Here is a 17,927-nt window from a genome sequence, read left to right as displayed (position 1 = left end):
ATCCTGTGGTTTGCCGAATCTAGTTCAGTACTCGATATCCACGTCCGCGCAAGCAATTGCGCGCAATCGCATTCTGCTCCGCATGCGCACTACCTACCCCGCTGACACCGCCAACCAGGGCACCTGCGGCAGCAGCACCGGCGGCTGCGCTACTGGTATCTCCAATAATCGCGCCCAAAGCGCCGCCAAGAAGTGCGCCGCCAGCAGCGCGGGTAAACCCACGGCGGCCGGCATCATTTCTTGCCGCCATTGACATGGTTTTACAATCTGCGAGGTCCAGCTGATATTGCCGCATATTGACCCCTTGCGTATCGATCACGATATTGCCTGCTCCGTACACCTGTTCCTGCTGACTGGCACAGCCAAACAGGGCAACTGCGCTAAGGCCCGCAGCAACCATAAATCGGAAACTCATTGGCGCCCCTCTTCACATTTGTCGCCTGTGTCCTCTTAGGTTTAGACCAGCGTGGAAGGGCGCGCCATGACAAGTTGCTATTAATAGCTCGGGGCTTAGAGCTGCCCGACGGGTCACGGGCAGAATAGACAGGCTTTCTACAGAGGCAGTATCGGGGTGACGGGTATATGAACGGTCCCTGAGCAGGGCTCTAACCGATCGATATGTGACAATCCGCGCACTTGGCGGCTACTGCGGTCAGTGCAGTTCGGGAAGCTTTCGGCAGCGCGGTTTGGCGAAAGTGAACTGTGCCGTACTGATGGCACGCTCCAGAAATCCGCCCTCGCAATAGCAAAGGTAGAATTCCCACATATTGATGAAGCGCTGATCGAACCCCTGAGCCCGGATTTCATCGATATGCTGGAAAAATTTGTCCCGCCATGAAGCAAGTGTTTTCGCATAATCGAAGGTGATATCGTCCAGTCCCACTATCTGCATATCTGTGTGCTCAGCGATATTATTCGCGACTACCTGGTTGGAGGGCAGGCAACCACCTGGAAAGATATAGCGCTGAATGAAATCCACACTGTTTTTGTACGACTCGAAACGTTGATCCTGAATCGTGATTGCCTGCATGACCATCAGACCATCATCCTTCAGCAAAGCGCTACACCGGTTGAAGAATGTTCCATAGTACTGATGGCCAACCGCCTCAATCATCTCAATTGAAACAATCTTGTCGTACTGACCATTCAGCTCCCTGTAATCCTTCAGTAAAAGTGTGATGCGGTCTGACAGACCTTCGCGTTCGACCCACTCCTTGGCATGAGCATATTGCTCTCGGGATATGGTGGTCGTGGTCACTCTGCAACCAAAGTGTTTGGCCGCGTACACCGCCATACCGCCCCACCCAGTACCAATTTCCAGTAGGTGATCCGATGGCTTTAACTGCAGCTTTCGGCAGATCCTGGCCATTTTAAACTCAGAAGCTTCCAGAAGGCTCGCCCGCTCAGACGGGAAAACCGCGCTCGAGTAAAGCATGGTGGGGTCGAGAAACAGCCCAAAAAATTCGTTACCCAGATCGTAATGGGCAGCAATATTTTTTTTAGAGCCTCGCAGTGAATTGGCATTCAGTCGATGCAGGGCTTTAATAACTAGCTTGTGCAGAAAACTCCAGCGGGAATCCAGGTCCTGCAGCAGTTTGATGTTCGCAACCATCAGACGAATTACCTGAACCAGGTCAGGCGAATGCCAGGCGGACTCCATATACGCCTCGCCAGACCCGATCGTACCGCTCAAAAGCACCTGGGTATAAGTGGACGGGTGGCGCACATGAATATGCGCCTCGATTTCAGAAAATCCAGGAGACTGACCAAACTGCGCCACATACTTTTCGCCAAATTGTTCGTGTACGAACAGGGTTCCCTTGTCAATCCTGGCCAGCTTGGCCAGCACAAGTTTTCTAGCCAAGCGCTCAATCCACTGGAGCTCAACGTTTCCACCCGGAACATTCTTCCCCTCAGCAGGCACTGAGGGACTGGCGGTGTGTAACATTTCTTTCTGCACAGAATTCATGACAAGAAAAACCTCTCCCGAATAAAGAGCCGGGTCCAAATTACAATGCGGCCTCAACGCTGTGGGTGAGAATATAAGGGCACCCGCTTGAGCAAGAGTCTGAACGCTTCCCAGTAGATGGCAGCGATTACTTTTACGGTAAACAGTGGGTAACGGATCAACTTGCGCGCGAGAACCTTGGAATTTATTTCCTCCCGTTGCAACGACATACAGGCATCAAACACACGTTCACCCGCCTGTTCAAGACAGATACTCACCGTCAGGCGGTTCCCCGGCGTGGTACTGCGCCAGTGATACGTCTGTTCAAAAGGCATAAAAGGAGATACATGCAGCGCTTTATCGAAGATAGCACGCTGTACTCGGCCGCGATTAACAGGCAAAACATAGCCATGACGCTCTTGCCACGGCGTGTTGTGGACATCCACCAACAGTGTTTCGACCTGCTCTCCCGAGGAGTCAAAACAGTAGTAAATGCTGATGGGATTCATGTTGTAACCAAAATAGCGCCAGTTGGCGAGAAATGCGATAGGGCCCGCAGGCCGTTTCCCCAATGCGGATTCCACCCTATCCCGCACTGCCTGGTCGAGGGAGACGGACGGATCACCATAAAAATCTTCACGACAGAAACGCGCAGGCGAACATGAGGATGCAGACCAAGCCCAGGATTGTGCGAGAATCTCGGGAATTTCATCGAGAAAGGCATAAACCATAAATCCCCGATAACGGAAGCTGTGGCTTCTCGGCGAAAATCGTCGATGTTGAATCCACCCGGAGTAGATGCCACTTCGCATCAGAATTCGACTCCCAGCGCACTTGCAACACGTATAGCACTCACCACACCGTCCTCGTGAAAACCGTTGGCCCAGTAGGCTCCGCAAAACCAGGTGCGATTCACCCCATTGATCTCCGCCCAGCGGGATTGGGCGCTATTTCCCTGTACGGAAAATTGCGGATGTGCATATTCAAATTTTCCGATCACCTTTGTCGGGGCAATCAGATCATCAGCGTTCAAAGTGACACAATAGGTTTTTTCCGTCCTCAGGCGCTGAAGAATATTCATGTTGTACGTCAAGGCAGGCAGTACTGAATCCTCTTCCTGCAAACGATAGTTCCAGCTGGCCCACGCCGACTTCCGCTTCGGTAACAGGGTATGGTCAGTATGTAGAACCACAGAGTTTTGCTCATAGGGGATGTGCCCCAGAATATCGCTCTCCAACGCATCCGCATCGCCCAATAGGCTGAGTGCCTGATCTGAGTGACAGGCGAATATCACCTGGTCGAAACACCCAGAACGAGTTTCACCAGAGGGCGCCCGGCACTCAACTTCCACATGCTGCCCCATGCGCATGACCCTTTGCACCGGGCTACTGAGATGGATGCGCTCCGAAAACCCCTGCACCATGGGCGTGATATAGCTGCGAGACCCACCTTTGATCACCCGCCACTGCGGTCGATTAAACAGGTTAAACAATCCATGGTTGTAGAAAAAGCGCACGAAGAAATCGACGGAAAAATCCAGCATTCGGGACATGCTGGCTGACCAGATTGCGGACCCCATCGGCACAAGATATCGCGACGCAAACTCGGAAGAGTAACCGTTGACCTGGAGATAACTTCCCAAGGTGGTCGTTTCGCCCAGGGCGCCATTTTTCCAATCCGCTACTGCATCGCGATTGAAACGGACTATATCCCGCAACATCCGCCAGTGGCCACCGTCCAGTAGATTTCTGCGCTGGGCAAACATGGCGTTGAGATTATTACCTGCGTACTCAATTTCACGCTGACGACCGCAAGCGGAGGCCGGCGCAGAGACGCTGAATCCCATATCAGTGGGCTGACTTTCCACACCCAGCCGCTGCATAAGCTTGATGAAGTTCGGGTAAGTCCAATCGTTGAATACGATAAAGCCCGTGTCTACCGCAATGGTTCGGTCCCCTTCTGTGACGTCAACCGTCGCTGTGTGGCCACCGAGGCGTGAATCCGCCTCGAACAGTTCAATCTCGTGCTTTTCGTGCAAGAGATAGGCAGATGTCAGGCCAGAAATTCCACTACCGATGATTGCGATACGCATCAGCCTCTCCTTAGATGACGAATTCTTGTTAAGCGAGGCGCGATTAGCCTGAACCAGACAGGTGAGCAACATCGCAATAGGCGCAAAGGCCAACTTAACCGCCTGGGAAAGTCGATGATGGATTTTTTCTTTTCCAGACCTCGAAGAATACGCCGCGCAGCCTGCTCTGGATTCATCAGGAATGGCATTTCGAAATCGTTCGCTCGCGTCAGCGGCGTATCAATAAAGCCCGGGCGCACTAAAACCGTACGCAGGGGGACCAGCGAAGTGTCGGCGCGTACCGACTGCAGGAAATAGTCGACCGCCGCTTTCGAAGCACCGTAGGCTTCGGCTCGTGGAAACCCAACTAACGAGGACAGGCTCCCCACAGCCACAAAAACCGGAGCACGACTGCTGGCCAATAACGGTAGTGCGACCCTGAGGGTATTCACCACACCGAAAAAATTGGTGTCAAATACACGGCGATAGCTGGCACTATCCAGGGTCAAACCATCGTCGTATTCACAGGTGCCCGCACACGCGATTACCAAATCCAGCTGATCGGTTACCTCCCCGAGCAATTCTCCGGAAGCGGCCATGGAGCGGTCATCTCCCACATCACAGTCAAGCACCCTCACCCGCTTGGGCGCCGACTGTTGAATGGTCAGCAGAGGCGCACGGGTTCGCCCACTGATGATAACGAAGTGCCCCTCGGCGATGAGCTGTCGCGCTAACGCAGCACCGATGCCAGAACCCGCACCTGTGATCCAGATACTCAGTTTGTCGGTCCATTGCACGGAATCAGCCACAGGCGCCTCCGCTCGTTCCCAGACGCTGTTTGATTTGTCGAATAACAGCCCCCAGAAGTGGCACCTGCTCATAGATCATGGCACCGAGGTCGTAGACATCCTCATGGAAGCTTACCCGGTCGATTTCCGGATCTATGCAGATTATTGAAGCGCCTCGCAGCTGCAATGGAGCCCCATTTTTCAATTTTGGATGACGGTAATGCATGGTCCACCAGAGGCTGTGCCAGGTACCACCCTCGACTACACGGTCAAACTCAAACCGGCACTCACGGAGATTGGTCGAAACACCAGTAAAGTACGCCTGCATCGCCTCCAGACCGACAATCTCGTGCACCGGATCGCGAAATACGATATCGGCCGCGTACAGATCCGCAATCGAGCGCGCATCTGCGGCCAAAAAATCCGCGTACAAGGCTTTAAGACGTGTGAGGGCTTGAGACATAGTGTCGCGCTTTCCTTTGCCAGTGAATGTCGTGGTTACTCTACGCCCGCGTCATCGATTTGGATTCGCGGGGCAACAGATCTTCCCCTCTCGCCAGATGATCAATCGCCACTCAAATTCTGTGATCCAGCTAGAGACTGCAGGCGTACAAAGAGTGATGAAGTAACCGTCAGGCAGAAAACGGAGGCCGGCTTAGCTATCATGGCCGCAACACATCCCAATAAGGGCGGAATCAGCAGCGTGCAGGTACCAGACCACACTAGAGACGATGAATGGAGCGGCCTTCTGGTGCGCGTCGGGCGCGACCGGGATCGGCGCGCATTTGAGCGCCTGTTCAGCCACTTCGCGCCCCTGATCCGCGGCTTTCAGTTCAGTCGAGGCGGCCAGAGCTCAGCGCCCGAGGCAGCAGATGAACTGGTTCAGGAAGTCATGTTCCGAGTATGGACCAAGGCCCCCACTTTTCGGCCTGATAAGGCAGCGGCAAGCACCTGGGTTTTTACCATTATGAGGAACTGTCGTATTGACGCCTTGCGCAAGAGCAACCGCCAGCCTGCAACCGATGAGAGCCTGAACGTAGAAGACATCTGGGATGATAGCCAGGACGAACAACCCCTGGTGTACCTGCAGCAGGCGCGCAACCAGCACGCCATTGCCGCCGGGCTCCAGGGGCTGCCCCCAGAGCAGAGTCACGTGATCGAAAAAGCCTATGTAGAGGGCAAATCCCACAGTGAAATATCCGAAGAACTGGGGCTACCTTTGGGCACTGTGAAATCCAGAGTTCGCCTTGCCCTTAAAAAACTCCAAAGTAGCATTTCCAGGTAACGAGGTCAGGTAGGGAGCATGATTCACCACCATCCCGACAACAATTTATTGCTGGAATACGCCAGCGGTAGCCTCAACTGGGCACACAGCCTGGTGGTTGCGGCGCACATCCAACTGTGTCCGAAATGCGCGGCCCAGCTGAAATTACTCAATAGCGTGGGGGGTAGCCTACTTGCTACGGCAACACCCAGTGCTTCATTGGAAAGCAGTGAGCCCGATGCATTCGGCAAACTGATGCAACGGATTGATCGACAACCGGATAAAGATGAAGAGCAGTGTGCGGGTTCAGGCAGCAGTGCCCTCCCCTTGCGCGACCCGATCTTTGCTTCGGTTCCACCAGTGGTGCGAAAGTTACTGGCCGAGAACCCCGTACTTCAATGGCGCCGACTGTCCAGGGGGCTAAAGGAAGCCCGCTTGAAAACTGGGCAAAATGAACGTGAGGTGTCGTTTCATCGAATTGCGCCCGGAAGTAAGGTGGCCGAGCACGATCACCGTGGCCGTGAAATCACCATGGTGCTTTATGGCAGTTTCTCCGATGCCGATGGCGTTTACACGCCCGGCGACTTCCTGGTACGAGAGCCGGGTGAAGTCCACCGCCCTACCGCCACACAGGATCAGGAGTGTCTGTGCCTCTCGGTGGTCGAGGCACCAGTGGCGCTGACAGGCATTTGGGGGAAAATTATCAACCCGTTTTTATCCATTAAACCCCAGTGATACTCTCTCCAACTGAAAAAGCCCGGCTTCCCGGGCTTTCCTACCATCCATTCTCAGTATCCCGATTTAACGCTGATCTCCCAGCATGCTACCAACCACAGCACCCGTACTTGAGTTACTGAACCGGGATCGCAGCTCACGCCAGCGCACCTGAATCTCATCCAGTTTCTGCGCGCGCACATGTCCGTAGCCGCGCACCCTCTGGGGTAACGAAAGCAGTTCTTCCGCCTGCGCGAGATTCGCAACAGACATCGCATCTGCGACCTGCAATACCGTCTCGCGAACCTCTCGCGCCCAGCGGCGCTCGCCGCGGCGCTCCGCAGTGTAGCCAAATATATCAAGCGGCGTACCACGAAGTACCCGACCTTTCGCTAGCCAAGGCAACACACGGGTCATCCAGGGACCCAGCGAAATTTTACGGATTTTCCCACTCGCGTCCGGTCGCGCCAGAAGTGGTGGTGCCATCAGAAATTTAAGCGTGTAATCACCGCTGAACGTTTCCTGCAACTGTTCTCGAAAACTATCACTGCAGTAAAGGCGCGCCACTTCATATTCATCTTTGTAGGCCATCGCCTTAAACAGACTCAGTGCACCAGCACGGGTTACCGCAAACCGGGTATCGGCGATGCGGGATTCTGCACGCCTTAACCTTTCTACAGTGCGCTCGAACACGCGCGCGTACGCGGTATTCTGATAGTCCCGCAGCTCCTCGGTGAGGCGTGCGATCAGCTGATCGACTGTCTCTGGGGGATCTATCATTTTCACAACCTGCGCAGGTGCCAGGATCTGCTCGATCGCTTGGGGAGTTTCCGCCAATAGTCGACCTGCACGGAATGCGCGCAGGTTATTTTCCACTGCCACTCCGTTGAGAGTCACCGCTCGTTCGAGCGCACCGCGACTCACCGGTAGCAACCCTTTCTGGCAGGCGTAACCCAACATCATCAGATTTGCTGCCACCGTATCTCCGAACAGGGACTCCGCGTAGCGATTGGCGTCGAACGCGAAATATTCACCTGCGACCGAGCGGATACTTTCCACCGTGGCATCAGCAGGGAACGCCAGGTCGTTGTTGCGCACAAAAGCGGCTACCGGAACTTCTGCGGTATTCACCAGCGCTCTGACCTTGCCGTGCGCGAACTTACTGCGCTGACCGGCTGCGGTTACCATGTCACAGCCAAGTAATAAATCTGCGGCGCCATCACGAATACGTGCGGTAGTAATATCTTCCGGGGCTTCCGCGACTTTCACATGGGCCACCACAGCGCCATTTTTCTGGGATAGCCCGGTGAAATACAAGGTTGTACTACCCTTGTCTTCGAGGTGTGCCGCCATACCCAATAATGCGGCGACAGTGAGAACACCGCTGCCACCGATACCCGCCACCAGGATGTTGACGGGTTGATTCAGGCTTGGTTCCGGTGCCGGTGTCAGAGACTGGCTGGCCGCATCGATGGCTTCTGCGAGTGTGCGGACTTCGGGCTTTTTCAGCTCACCACCTTCCACACTGACAAAGCTTGGGCAGAATCCGTCAGCACAGCGCATGTCTTTGTTACAGCTCGACTGGTTGACCTGGCGCTTGCGGCCAAATGGCGTTTCCAGCGGCTCAACGGCAATACAACTGGACTGTACGCTGCAATCTCCGCAGCCTTCACACACGCGGTGGTTGATCAGCAAACGGCGGGATGGGTCTTCCATCTGACCTTTTTTTCGCCGGCGGCGTTTTTCCGCCGCACACACCTGCTCGTAAATAATCGCAGTTACCCCGACAGTATCCCGCAGCTGCCGCTGTACATCGTCCAGGGCATCCCGATGAAATATTTCCAGTGAACCCGGCAGCTGCCCGCGGTGATGACGCCAATGATCGGGATTTTCACTCACCAGGCACACCCGCCCGACCCCCTCTGCGATCAACTGTCGCGATAGTGTGGGCACGGTGACTTCCGCATCGGTCGGCTGCCCACCGGTCATGGCCACCGCGTCGTTAAGCAGAATTTTGTAGGTAATATTGATACGACTCGCCACCGCCTGGCGGATGGCAAGCAGCCCGGAATGGTTGTAGGTACCATCCCCCATGTTCTGGAAAATGTGCTTATCCGTGGAGAACCGATGCAGGCCCACCCAGTGCGCGCCTTCCCCACCCATATGGGAGTATGTGTCCGTACGCAGACCTTTACCCAGTGCCATGATATGGCACCCAATACCGGCACTGCCGATACTACCTTCGGGCAGCTTGGTCGAAGAGTTGTGCGGGCAGCCCGCACAGAAAATCGGTTCACGCGCCAGAAGCCCAGTAGTTTTCCCCGGAACAGTGGTGCCGAGTTTTTCCGCCAACGGCACCAGCTTTTCTGCGAGCGCGGTATCCGCCAGCCAGCGGGTAATCGCCCTGGCCACTTGATCCGGGCCAAAGCCCCAGATCGCCGGTAGCAGGTCATTGCCGTCCAGGTCTTTCTTGCCGACGACTTTCGGGCGGCGGGTGTCCTCCCAGCTATACAGGAAATTCTTGACCTGGTCTTCCACCAGAGGGCGCTTTTCTTCGACTACCAGAATCCGCTCCATCCCCTCGGCGAATTCACTCATGCCACGGGGTTCGAGCGGCCAGCTCATGGCAATCTTGCGAATGGATATGTTCGCATCCAGAAGATCCTGCTCAGTGAGATTGAGCAGCCTCAGCGCTTCCAGTAGATCTCCGTGGGCCTTGCCCACCGTCACGATACCAAAGCGCTTTTGCGGCGCGCTTACGATGTTCCTGTCGAGGCCATTCGTGTAGGCAAATGCCCGCGCTGCGGGCAGTCGCTCTTCGAGCATGCGCCGCTCGTACTCCATCCGCTCTGCAGGCCAGTTTAGGTGTGGGTCGTAATTGAGACCGTGAGCGGGCACCGGGAAATCCGCTGGCACAACAAATTGCGGTAGTTCCGGCACCTGAATAGAAGCCCCCGCTTCCACAGTTTCCGTGATTGTCTTGAATCCAACCCAAAGGCCGGAGAAACGAGACAGCGCGATACCCGCAAGCCCTAGGGTCAGGTACTCGTCAATCGTGGTTGGAAACAGCAAAGGCATCATGACCGATTCAAAGATTTGATCGGTATTGTGGGAAAACATGGAAGATTCAGCGGTATGGTCATCACCACACAATGCCAGCACCCCGCCGTGTCTGGAGGTGCCCTGGATGTTGGCCTGCCGGAATACATCTGCGCTGCGATCGACGCCGTGACCTTTGCCATACCAGATCGAGAAGACGCCATCACGGGTCGCTTGCTGGCGATAGTGATCGAGAAGCTGAGTGCCCCAGATATTAGTAGCGCCAAGATCCTCGTTGATACCCGGTTCGAAATGAATATCCCGGTCTGCCAGCAGTTGTTTGTGACGCCAGAGGGATTGATCGTACCCGCCCAGTGGCGAGCCGCGGTAACCGGAAATAAATCCCGCCGTGTTCAGCCCCGCCTGTTCATCCACGCGCTTCTGCATCAGGGGGAGACGCACGAGCGCATCGATTCCCGTAAGAAACACCCGCCCGCTATCACGGGTAAACGCCGCTTTGAGCGAGTATTCGCTATCAAAGCCCAGTTCCTGATCGCTTTCAACCATCGCCATCGTGGGGTACCTTCGCTAGTACTGTCGGCTACATAGACCGCAACGCCGGTTGTTGTGGAACAGACCGCGCCGTTTATTGTTTGCCGTAAACTATCACCGGCAATGCGGGCAGGTCATACCAAAATCACCACATTTGCGCGCTCAGGCAGCCATAAATCACCACTTACAATTGAATTTCTGCAATAATTGGGTCCTTGAGACCAACCGAGACTGTCAGGTACCACTATGGCCTATTTATTGGATGCCATTGATAAGCACATTCTGGAGATCCTTCAGGAAGACGCCACGATTCCCAACATTGAGCTGGCAGAAAAAGTGTGCCTTTCCCCTTCGCCCTGCTCCCGTCGGGTAAAAAACCTCCATGAACAGGGGTTTATCAAGCGAGCCGTTACGCTGCTGGAGCCGGATAAAGTTGGCCTGCCGGTAAGCGTGTTTATCCAGGTAACCCTGAATCATCAGGTCAAAAAAGAGCTACAGCATTTTGAGTCGACCATCGGACAGTGGCCGGAAGTGATGGAGTGCTACCTGATGACCGGCGACTTCGATTACCTGCTGCGCGTAGTAGTGCCAAACCTGCATGCTTACCAGGAGTTTCTGGACAAGAAATTGACGGAACTACCGGGTATCGACCATATCAAGAGCAGCTTCTCCCTGAAGCAAGTGCGCTATCGCACCGAACTACCCCTGGACCAGTTACTCGAGAAATAATCGACATCGAAGAGATAACAAAAAGGCCGCGATGCCAGTACATCGCGGCCTTTTTATTTCCCACCAAGCGCAGAATTAATTTCCAGCTGCGGCGGTCCCACTACTCGTGTTTTCCGATTTGGCACCTGTAACCGGGAAACCACGATCACGCATCAGAGGCTCAATTCCGGCATCGCGGCCTCGGAAAAGGCGATAGGCTTCGGCGGGGTCGATGGCGTTGCGCGGTGCAAACAGATATTTCACCAGCTTGCCGGCAACTTCTTTATCATAAAAGCCGCCTTCAGCTTCAGCGAAAGCCTCGGATGCATCCGAAGTGAGAACGTCAGCCCACATATAACCGTAGTACCCAGCGGAATAACCTTCACCGGAAAAGATATGTCCGAAGTGCGGAGTGCGGTGACGCATCACCAGCTCCGACGGCATGCCAAGCTTTTCCAGCGTTTCCCGCTCGAATGAATCCGGATCAATACCTTTCGGATCGGTCGTATGCAACTTCATATCCACCAGCGCGGATGCGAGGTATTCAGTGGTAGCAAAACCCTGGTTGAAATTCGCAGCCTGCTTGATCTTGGCAACGAGTTCTGCAGGAATCGGTTCACCGGTTTTATAGTGCACCAGATAATTGTCGATGATGGGGTCAGTACTTAACCAGCGCTCAAGGAGCTGCGACTGAAATTCAGTGTAATCTCGCACACCGCCGTTCAGCGTCGGATAGCTCACATTGGAAGCCAGGAAGTGCAACGCGTGGCCGAACTCGTGGAAAAAGGTTTCCGCATCGTCCCAGCCTACCAGTACCGGCTCACCCGGAGCGCCCTTGATGAAATTGGAATTGTTGGAGGCCAACACCGTTTCCTTTCCATCAAAAGTGGTGTGATCCCGGTACATGCTCGCCCAGGCACCAGACCGCTTACCAGTGCGCGCAAATGGATCCAGGTACCAGAGCCCGACATGCTCACCGGTAGTCTTGTCGGTAACCTCCCAGACCTTCACGTCTTCATGGAACACCGGCACGCCGCCCTCTTTCACCGGAGTGAAAGCAAAATTGAACAGTTCACCGGCAACGTAGAACATGCCTTCGCGCAGCTTATCCAGTTGCAGGTATTGTTTGACCTCGTCCGAATTCAGGTCGTACTTCGCCTTGCGCACTTTCTCCGCATAAAAACGGTAGTCCCACGGCTCAATCTTGATACCTGCCTTTTCCGCATCCGCAACAGCCTGCATATCCGCGACTTCTTCATGTACGCGCGCAACCGCCGCCGGCCACACGGCCTCCATCAGATCGATGGCATTCTGCGGATTTTTGGCCATACGATTCTGCAAACGCCATTCCGCATAATTATCGAACCCTAGCAGCGCCACGCGCTCATCACGCAGCTGTAGAATTTCCGCGATGATCGCGTTGTTATCGTGCTCACCGCCGTTATCTCCGCGGCTGTAATAATTGGTCCAGACCTTTTCACGCAGCGCGCGATCCTCAGAATATGTCAGGAACGGATCCATGGAAGAACGGGTATTCTTGATCGCATACTTACCCTTCTGGCCTTTCTCCTCCGCCATCGAGGCCGCCGCTTTGACAAATGACTCAGGCAGACCCGCAAGCTGATCTTCGGTCAGGAAAATATCGTAGCCTTCTTCATCAGCCAGCACATTGTTGGCAAATCTGGTGTGCAACTCTGCGAGACGAGTATTGATTTCGGCATAACGCTGCTTGTCTGCACCGGAAAGAGTCGCGCCATTGGTTGCGAACTCATCGTACACCAGCTCCACAACACGCTTCTGTTCCGCAGTGAGATCACTGGTATCCCGGGCGTCGAACACGGCTTTTACCCGTTGGAATAGCTTGTCATTCTGGATAATTTTGGAGTTAAAGGCGGAAAGCTTGGGGGCCATTTCTGCCTGCACGGCACGGAACTCCGGAGTGGACATATTTCCGCTCCAGATACCCCAGTAAGTGAACACGCGACTCAGAGCCTTGCCGCTACGCTCCATCTCCTCGATGGTATTGGCAAAAGTTGGTGGCTCGGGATTGTTCGCAATCTTTTCAATTTCCGCGAGGTTCTGTGCCATTCCGTATTCCAGTGCCGGCTTCAGGTCCTCAACCCTCATCTTGTCGAAGGCCGGCACGCCACCATAGGGACCGGTCCACTCCGCCAGTAACGGGTTACTGCTGACCACATCCGCCACCACCTCGGCAGACGCACTCATCTGATCAGATGGTTTCGCGGCAACTGCGTTCTCGGACTCTTTACTACATCCAGCCACCGCAGCCAGGGCGGCGGCAATGGAAATGGCGATTAACGTCTGGCGCATCGACTCGATCCTCGTATCTATCTTGTGATATGTAATTTGTTATTAGATTTCAGTGTGACCGAGTGTACCCCGCAGCAACCGATGTATCTACGATGGCACGGTATGCTACCGATTCCCGTCGGCGAACCGAACGCCCAACAGAATAATCCCCCACCATTGATTAACTTGGCAGAAGGTCTCACTGTACGGCATAGGTTAAATCATATGGTAACGACTTATTACGTGCATTCTTTTTACCGTGTAACGACACCGTGCCTGAGGTTCGGTACTGCCGATCGGCCCCAGGGAATCAACCCGAACGGTTCCGCCAGGTACGACTGAGGTAAAAAATGATCAATAAAGGAAGGTTTACGGGAGCCGGCATGCCCCCGTTCGATTAGAGCCTGCGATCTTCAATGATGCTACCGACTGCCCGCAGCTCGTCTTCATGGTCGGCTTCACGCCAGGGTTCACGAATGGCATCTCGCAACCATGCCTGCATCGCCGGAAGTTCGCGCATGTGGTCCGCATATGCCATGGCGCCCTCGCCCAGGGTCAATTGATAGCCGAACAGACGAAAAACCACCGGGGCAAAGAATGCATCTACCGCAGTAAACTGGTCACCAGCCAGAAATGGACCGCCAAAGCGTTCCAGTCCCTGCCGCCACAGTTCTTCAAGGCGGGTCAGATCCCTCTTCAGAGCATTATCTATCTGATGCAGGGAAACGGTCACACCGCAGTTCATACTGCACTGGTTGCGCAGGGCAAAGAATCCCGCATGCATTTCCGCGGCTGCACACCGGGCCCAGGACCTGGCAGCCTTGTCCGCCGGCCACACCGCGGAATTGGCTTCAAACAGATACTCCGTAATCGCCAATGAATCCCATACGGTGATATCCCCATCTACCAGGCACGGCACCTGGCCTGTGGGGGAAAATACGCGAAATTTATCCCAGCTCCCACCCTCGTCAAAAGGCACCAGGATTTCTTCAAAGGGAATGCCCAGCTGGGTCGCCAGCAGCCAGGGGCGCAGGGACCAGGAGGAATAGTTTTTATTGGCAATATATAGCTGCATCATTCCCTCTTCTTTTGACTCACGTCCTGACGAACTCAGCGCTTTCCGTTGCGTCCATCCCGCAACATCTCGGAGATACAGAACGCCAGCTCAAGCACCTGATCGGCATTCAAGCGCGGGTCGCACTGGGTGCGATAACAGCTGGCCAGATCGGCATCCGAAATTTCCCAAGCGCCACCGGTGCACTCGGTGACATGCTGACCGGTCATTTCCAGGTGGATACCGCCGGGATGCGTCCCTTCGGCGCGATGCACCGCAAAGAAATCGCGAATTTCTTTCAGGATATTGTCGAAATTACGAGTCTTGAATCCACTCGAGGCTTTTTCCGTATTGCCGTGCATGGGGTCTGTACTCCACACAACGGAGCGCCCCTCTTTTTCTACGGCACGCACCAGTGCCGGTAATTTCTCGCCCAGCGTGTCGGCGCCCATTCGAGTAATCAGTGTCAGCCTGCCGGGTTCATTATTCGGGTTCAGGCGATCGGTCAGACGAATCAATTCGTCGGTCGCCATATTCGGCCCTACTTTGACGCCAATCGGATTCCATACGCCAGCGAGAAACTCAACATGCGCGGCATCCAGCTGACGGGTACGCTCACCGATCCACAGCATGTGCGCGGAACAGTCGTACCATTTGCCTGTGAGGCTGTCAGTACGGGTCAACGCCTGCTCGTAATTGAGTAGCAGCGCTTCGTGAGAGGTGTACAGGGTGGTTTCACGAATTGCGGGGGTATTATTGGAGTTCACGCCGCACACCGCCATGAATTCCAGAGCATCCTGAAGGCGCTCGGCCAGCTGTAAATAGCGATCCCGCTGCGGATTGTTTTCCAGGTAACTCAGGTTCCAGGCATGCACCTGATGCAGGTCTGCAAGGCCACCCTGGGCGAAAGCGCGCAGCAGATTGAGGGTAGCAGCGGACTGATTGTAGGCAGTCAACATGCGCTGGGGATCCGGTACCCTCGCCTGCTCTGTGAAGTCGATACCATTGATGATATCGCCCCGGTAACTGGGCAACTCAATTCCACCAACAGTTTCTGTGTCGGCGGAACGCGGCTTCGCGTACTGGCCAGCCATACGAGCCACTTTGACCACGGGTAGATTGCCGGCGAAGGTCAACACCACCGCCATTTGCAGTAACACCTTGAAGGTATCGCGAATGCGATTGGCATTGAAGTCTGCGAAAGATTCAGCGCAATCGCCGCCCTGCAGTAAAAATGCCTTGCCCTCAGCCACATCGGCCAATTGACGGCGAAGCTCCCGCGCCTCTTCCGCAAATACCAGCGGCGGATACCCGGCTAACTGCGCCTCCACCGCCTGCACATCACGTTCAGACTGATACTTCGGCTGCTGATGTGCAGTACGCTTGCGCCAACTGGCGGGATCCCAGGGTTTTACCAGTGACTCACTCTGGTACTTCGGCTCGCGGTGTTCGGACACGGTGGCTTCTACCTCAATTTCCATTTTCGGCTATCTCTTAAATCAATCGATCGATCTGTCGATCAAGACTCTAACACTTCAGCAACGGACTCACAGAAATACGCCATATTGCTCTGGCTCAGACCCGCAATACTGATACGACTGGAATCTACCATATAAATAGAATATTTCTGTTGCAGCTTTTGCACCTGCTCCGGAGTAATCCCCAGAAACGAGAACATACCTTTCTGTTGCTGGATAAAGTGAAAGTCCCCGACAGCGCCTGCTTTCTCCAGGCTGTCCACCAGTCCGGAGCGCAGGCTGTTGATACGCTCACGCATTTCCGTCAACTCAGCCTCCCAGTTTGCGCGCAGGCCGGCATCCGTCAGGATGGATTCGACGATGGCACCACCGTGGTTTGGCGGCATGGAGTAGTTGCCGCGCACCACATTCAGCATCTGGCTTTGGCCACGATCCGCAGCGTCGGCGTTCCGGTAAATGGCCATGGCCATCCCAACACGCTCGCGGTAAAGACCGAAATTTTTCGAACAGGAGGCGGCCACCAGCATTTCCGGTACCGACTCGGCCATTAGCCGCAACCCATAGGCGTCGGCTTCCAGACTGTCACCAAACCCCTGATACGCCATGTCGATAAATGGCGTGAACCCCTGCTTTTGTGCCATTTCCGCCAGCACATGCCATTGGTCGCGACTCAGGTCAGCACCACAGGGGTTATGACAGCATGCGTGGAAAAGAACCAGGTCGCCCTCGCCGACCTTCTGCAGGGTTTCCACCATTTCGTCAAACTTGAGGCTACTGGTCGCGCGATCGTAGTACGGGTAACTCTTGATCTGCAGACCGGCATTACCCAGTAACGGGACATGATTTGCCCAGGTCGGGTCGCTCACCCAGATGGTGGCATTCTCCTTGGCGCGATTGGCGAACTCGGCCAATACGCGCAAGGCACCACAGCCACCAGGCGTCTGCGCGGAGCGCACCCGGTTTCCAATCAGTGCTGGATGCCCTGCACCGAGCACCAGCTCTTGCATGGCGCTATTGAAGCCGGGAGTGCCAGCGGGACCAACATAGGCTTTGGTTTCTTCACTGCGCAACAGCCGGGTTTCCGCCTCTTTTACCGCTTGCAAAACCGGCGTGTGGCCGGCCTCGTCTTTGTAGACACCCACCCCCAGATCGATTTTGCGTGGGTTATCGTCGGCACGGTAGGTGGCCAACAGGCCGAGAATCGGGTCCGCAGGCAGGCTGCTCAGGTGGTCAAACATGGTCACTCCTGAAAATTCCGGCCGGCGTGCGCGCAACCGCACACCGGCAAATGAAACCGGTTGGTTGAAAGTAAGAATGGCAGAAGAAGAGCCGATCAGTCGATCAGGCCGCGGTTCGCCCAGTCCTGCGCACGTGCCATCAGCTTTTCGATGATGCTATCGAGCTGATTACGCTCATCCGCAGAGAGCGACCCCATCAGGTCGTTCTCGTATTGCTGCGCCAGCGGTACGATCCGCTCGTACACGTCGCGCCCCAGTTCGGACAGGTTGAGCACCTGGCGGCGGCGATCCGCGAGGTCTTCACTACGGGTGATGTAATCATTCTTGATCAAAATGGACACGGCCCGGCTGATGGCCACCTTGTCCATTGCTGTCTGCTCCACCAGATCGGCGGCGGAGAGATTGGGAAAGCGGCCGAGAATGGCCATCACCCGCCAGGCGGGAATGGTGAGATCAAAGCGCGCGCTATAGGCATCCGCAATGGCGTTACTCACCCGGTTCGACAGAACCGACAAACGATACGGCAGGAACTTCTCCAACCGCAGGTCGTCCGGACGCACAGCGTCGATGGGGTCACTAAATGCCCCAGTTTCGCTGTGCGTTTCGCTATTGGTGGTGTCGTTTGTCATTGCGGTCTTTGTACCTGCTAGGAATCCGGTTGTACCAAATATCAAATGTAACTAAGATTGGTTTCAATTGTAACCACTGCCGCAGGAATTTTTCTGGCAGGGTGCTGCCGCTGACGGGGAGCGCCGCACGACCG

General features: G+C 55.0%; 15 protein-coding genes. 3 read left to right on the top strand and 12 right to left on the bottom strand.

Annotation, left to right across the window (positions count from 1 at the left end; translation table 11 throughout):
- Positions 1–19: 19 nt before the first annotated feature.
- The 6 genes from AU11_RS01755 to AU11_RS01730 all read right to left on the bottom strand — a co-directional run bounded on the left by AU11_RS01755 (position 20) and on the right by AU11_RS01730 (position 5,270).
- Positions 20–415 carry a hypothetical protein gene (locus AU11_RS01755; RefSeq protein ID WP_043315976.1) on the bottom strand — a complete coding sequence of 132 codons (396 nt, stop codon included), beginning with the start codon at positions 413–415 and terminating at the stop codon, positions 20–22.
- Between the two features lie 237 nt (positions 416–652).
- A complete protein-coding gene (locus AU11_RS01750; protein WP_231491451.1) occupies positions 653–1,969 on the bottom strand; it encodes a cyclopropane-fatty-acyl-phospholipid synthase family protein in 1,317 nt (438 codons plus the stop codon).
- A 53-nt stretch (positions 1,970–2,022) separates the two neighbouring features.
- The gene (locus AU11_RS01745; protein ID WP_043315975.1) at positions 2,023–2,760 is read right to left on the bottom strand and encodes a DUF1365 domain-containing protein; all 738 of its coding nucleotides are present in this window, start codon (positions 2,758–2,760) and stop codon (positions 2,023–2,025) included.
- Positions 2,760–4,040, bottom strand: a complete 1,281-nt coding sequence (locus tag AU11_RS01740; RefSeq protein ID WP_043315973.1) for an NAD(P)/FAD-dependent oxidoreductase — start codon at positions 4,038–4,040, stop codon at positions 2,760–2,762. Before AU11_RS01740 ends, AU11_RS01745 begins: the two co-directional genes overlap by 1 nt.
- Positions 4,040–4,828 carry an SDR family oxidoreductase gene (locus AU11_RS01735; RefSeq protein ID WP_051686860.1) on the bottom strand — a complete coding sequence of 263 codons (789 nt, stop codon included), beginning with the start codon at positions 4,826–4,828 and terminating at the stop codon, positions 4,040–4,042. Before AU11_RS01735 ends, AU11_RS01740 begins: the two co-directional genes overlap by 1 nt.
- On the bottom strand, positions 4,821–5,270 hold the full coding sequence (locus tag AU11_RS01730; protein WP_043315971.1) for a nuclear transport factor 2 family protein: 450 nt from the start codon (positions 5,268–5,270) through the stop codon (positions 4,821–4,823). Before AU11_RS01730 ends, AU11_RS01735 begins: the two co-directional genes overlap by 8 nt.
- Before the next feature lie 201 nt (positions 5,271–5,471).
- Here AU11_RS01730 and AU11_RS01725 point away from each other — a divergent pair, with 201 nt between their 5' ends.
- Both AU11_RS01725 and AU11_RS01720 read left to right on the top strand, forming a co-directional pair.
- Positions 5,472–6,092 carry a sigma-70 family RNA polymerase sigma factor gene (locus tag AU11_RS01725; protein WP_043315969.1) on the top strand — a complete coding sequence of 207 codons (621 nt, stop codon included), beginning with the start codon at positions 5,472–5,474 and terminating at the stop codon, positions 6,090–6,092.
- A gap of 18 nt (positions 6,093–6,110) precedes the next feature.
- On the top strand, positions 6,111–6,806 hold the full coding sequence (locus AU11_RS01720) for a ChrR family anti-sigma-E factor (protein ID WP_043315968.1): 696 nt from the start codon (positions 6,111–6,113) through the stop codon (positions 6,804–6,806).
- 66 nt (positions 6,807–6,872) lie between these two features.
- On the opposite strand, the gene AU11_RS01715 is transcribed toward AU11_RS01720, so the two are convergent.
- Positions 6,873–10,397: an indolepyruvate ferredoxin oxidoreductase family protein gene (locus tag AU11_RS01715; RefSeq protein WP_051686859.1), complete on the bottom strand. Its 3,525-nt coding sequence runs from the start codon at positions 10,395–10,397 to the stop codon at positions 6,873–6,875.
- A gap of 225 nt (positions 10,398–10,622) precedes the next feature.
- On the opposite strand from AU11_RS01715, the gene AU11_RS01710 reads away from it, so the two are divergent.
- Positions 10,623–11,105 (top strand): Lrp/AsnC family transcriptional regulator, encoded by a 483-nt coding sequence (locus AU11_RS01710; protein ID WP_010130896.1) that lies wholly within the window; start codon positions 10,623–10,625, stop codon positions 11,103–11,105.
- 75 nt (positions 11,106–11,180) lie between these two features.
- On the opposite strand, the gene AU11_RS01705 is transcribed toward AU11_RS01710, so the two are convergent.
- The 5 genes from AU11_RS01705 to AU11_RS01685 form a co-directional block, all read right to left on the bottom strand.
- On the bottom strand, positions 11,181–13,415 hold the full coding sequence (locus tag AU11_RS01705) for a M3 family metallopeptidase (protein WP_043315965.1): 2,235 nt from the start codon (positions 13,413–13,415) through the stop codon (positions 11,181–11,183).
- Between the two features lie 376 nt (positions 13,416–13,791).
- The gene (locus AU11_RS01700) at positions 13,792–14,472 is read right to left on the bottom strand and encodes a glutathione S-transferase family protein (protein WP_043315963.1); all 681 of its coding nucleotides are present in this window, start codon (positions 14,470–14,472) and stop codon (positions 13,792–13,794) included.
- A gap of 32 nt (positions 14,473–14,504) precedes the next feature.
- Positions 14,505–15,866: a class II 3-deoxy-7-phosphoheptulonate synthase gene (locus tag AU11_RS01695; protein WP_043317878.1), complete on the bottom strand. Its 1,362-nt coding sequence runs from the start codon at positions 15,864–15,866 to the stop codon at positions 14,505–14,507.
- Positions 15,867–15,967: 101 nt separating this feature from the next.
- Positions 15,968–17,164 carry an amino acid aminotransferase gene (locus AU11_RS01690; RefSeq protein ID WP_043315961.1) on the bottom strand — a complete coding sequence of 399 codons (1,197 nt, stop codon included), beginning with the start codon at positions 17,162–17,164 and terminating at the stop codon, positions 15,968–15,970.
- A gap of 95 nt (positions 17,165–17,259) precedes the next feature.
- Positions 17,260–17,793, bottom strand: a complete 534-nt coding sequence (locus AU11_RS01685; RefSeq protein WP_051686858.1) for a MarR family winged helix-turn-helix transcriptional regulator — start codon at positions 17,791–17,793, stop codon at positions 17,260–17,262.
- Between the last annotated feature and the right edge of the window lie 134 nt (positions 17,794–17,927).

The sequence above is a fragment of the Microbulbifer sp. HZ11 genome (assembly GCF_000708675.1).
GTDB lineage: Bacteria > Pseudomonadota > Gammaproteobacteria > Pseudomonadales > Cellvibrionaceae > Microbulbifer.
Note: the sequence above shows the minus strand (reverse complement) of the source record. Positions and strands in the feature narration are given on the sequence as shown.

Excerpts from the sequence above, each read along its gene's own strand:
- AU11_RS01755 (WP_043315976.1), bottom strand. The coding sequence starts at position 415 with ATGAGTTTCCGATTTATGGTTGCTGCGGGCCTTAGCGCAGTTGCCCTG.
- AU11_RS01750 (WP_231491451.1), bottom strand. The coding sequence starts at position 1,969 with ATGAATTCTGTGCAGAAAGAAATGTTACACACCGCCAGTCCCTCAGTG.
- AU11_RS01745 (WP_043315975.1), bottom strand. The coding sequence starts at position 2,760 with ATGCGAAGTGGCATCTACTCCGGGTGGATTCAACATCGACGATTTTCG.
- AU11_RS01740 (WP_043315973.1), bottom strand. The coding sequence starts at position 4,040 with ATGCGTATCGCAATCATCGGTAGTGGAATTTCTGGCCTGACATCTGCC.
- AU11_RS01730 (WP_043315971.1), bottom strand. The coding sequence starts at position 5,270 with ATGTCTCAAGCCCTCACACGTCTTAAAGCCTTGTACGCGGATTTTTTG.
- AU11_RS01725 (WP_043315969.1), top strand. The coding sequence starts at position 5,472 with ATGGCCGCAACACATCCCAATAAGGGCGGAATCAGCAGCGTGCAGGTA.
- AU11_RS01720 (WP_043315968.1), top strand. The coding sequence starts at position 6,111 with ATGATTCACCACCATCCCGACAACAATTTATTGCTGGAATACGCCAGC.
- AU11_RS01715 (WP_051686859.1), bottom strand. The coding sequence starts at position 10,397 with ATGGCGATGGTTGAAAGCGATCAGGAACTGGGCTTTGATAGCGAATAC.
- AU11_RS01710 (WP_010130896.1), top strand. The coding sequence starts at position 10,623 with ATGGCCTATTTATTGGATGCCATTGATAAGCACATTCTGGAGATCCTT.
- AU11_RS01705 (WP_043315965.1), bottom strand. The coding sequence starts at position 13,415 with ATGCGCCAGACGTTAATCGCCATTTCCATTGCCGCCGCCCTGGCTGCG.
- AU11_RS01700 (WP_043315963.1), bottom strand. The coding sequence starts at position 14,472 with ATGATGCAGCTATATATTGCCAATAAAAACTATTCCTCCTGGTCCCTG.
- AU11_RS01690 (WP_043315961.1), bottom strand. The coding sequence starts at position 17,164 with ATGTTTGACCACCTGAGCAGCCTGCCTGCGGACCCGATTCTCGGCCTG.
- AU11_RS01685 (WP_051686858.1), bottom strand. The coding sequence starts at position 17,793 with ATGACAAACGACACCACCAATAGCGAAACGCACAGCGAAACTGGGGCA.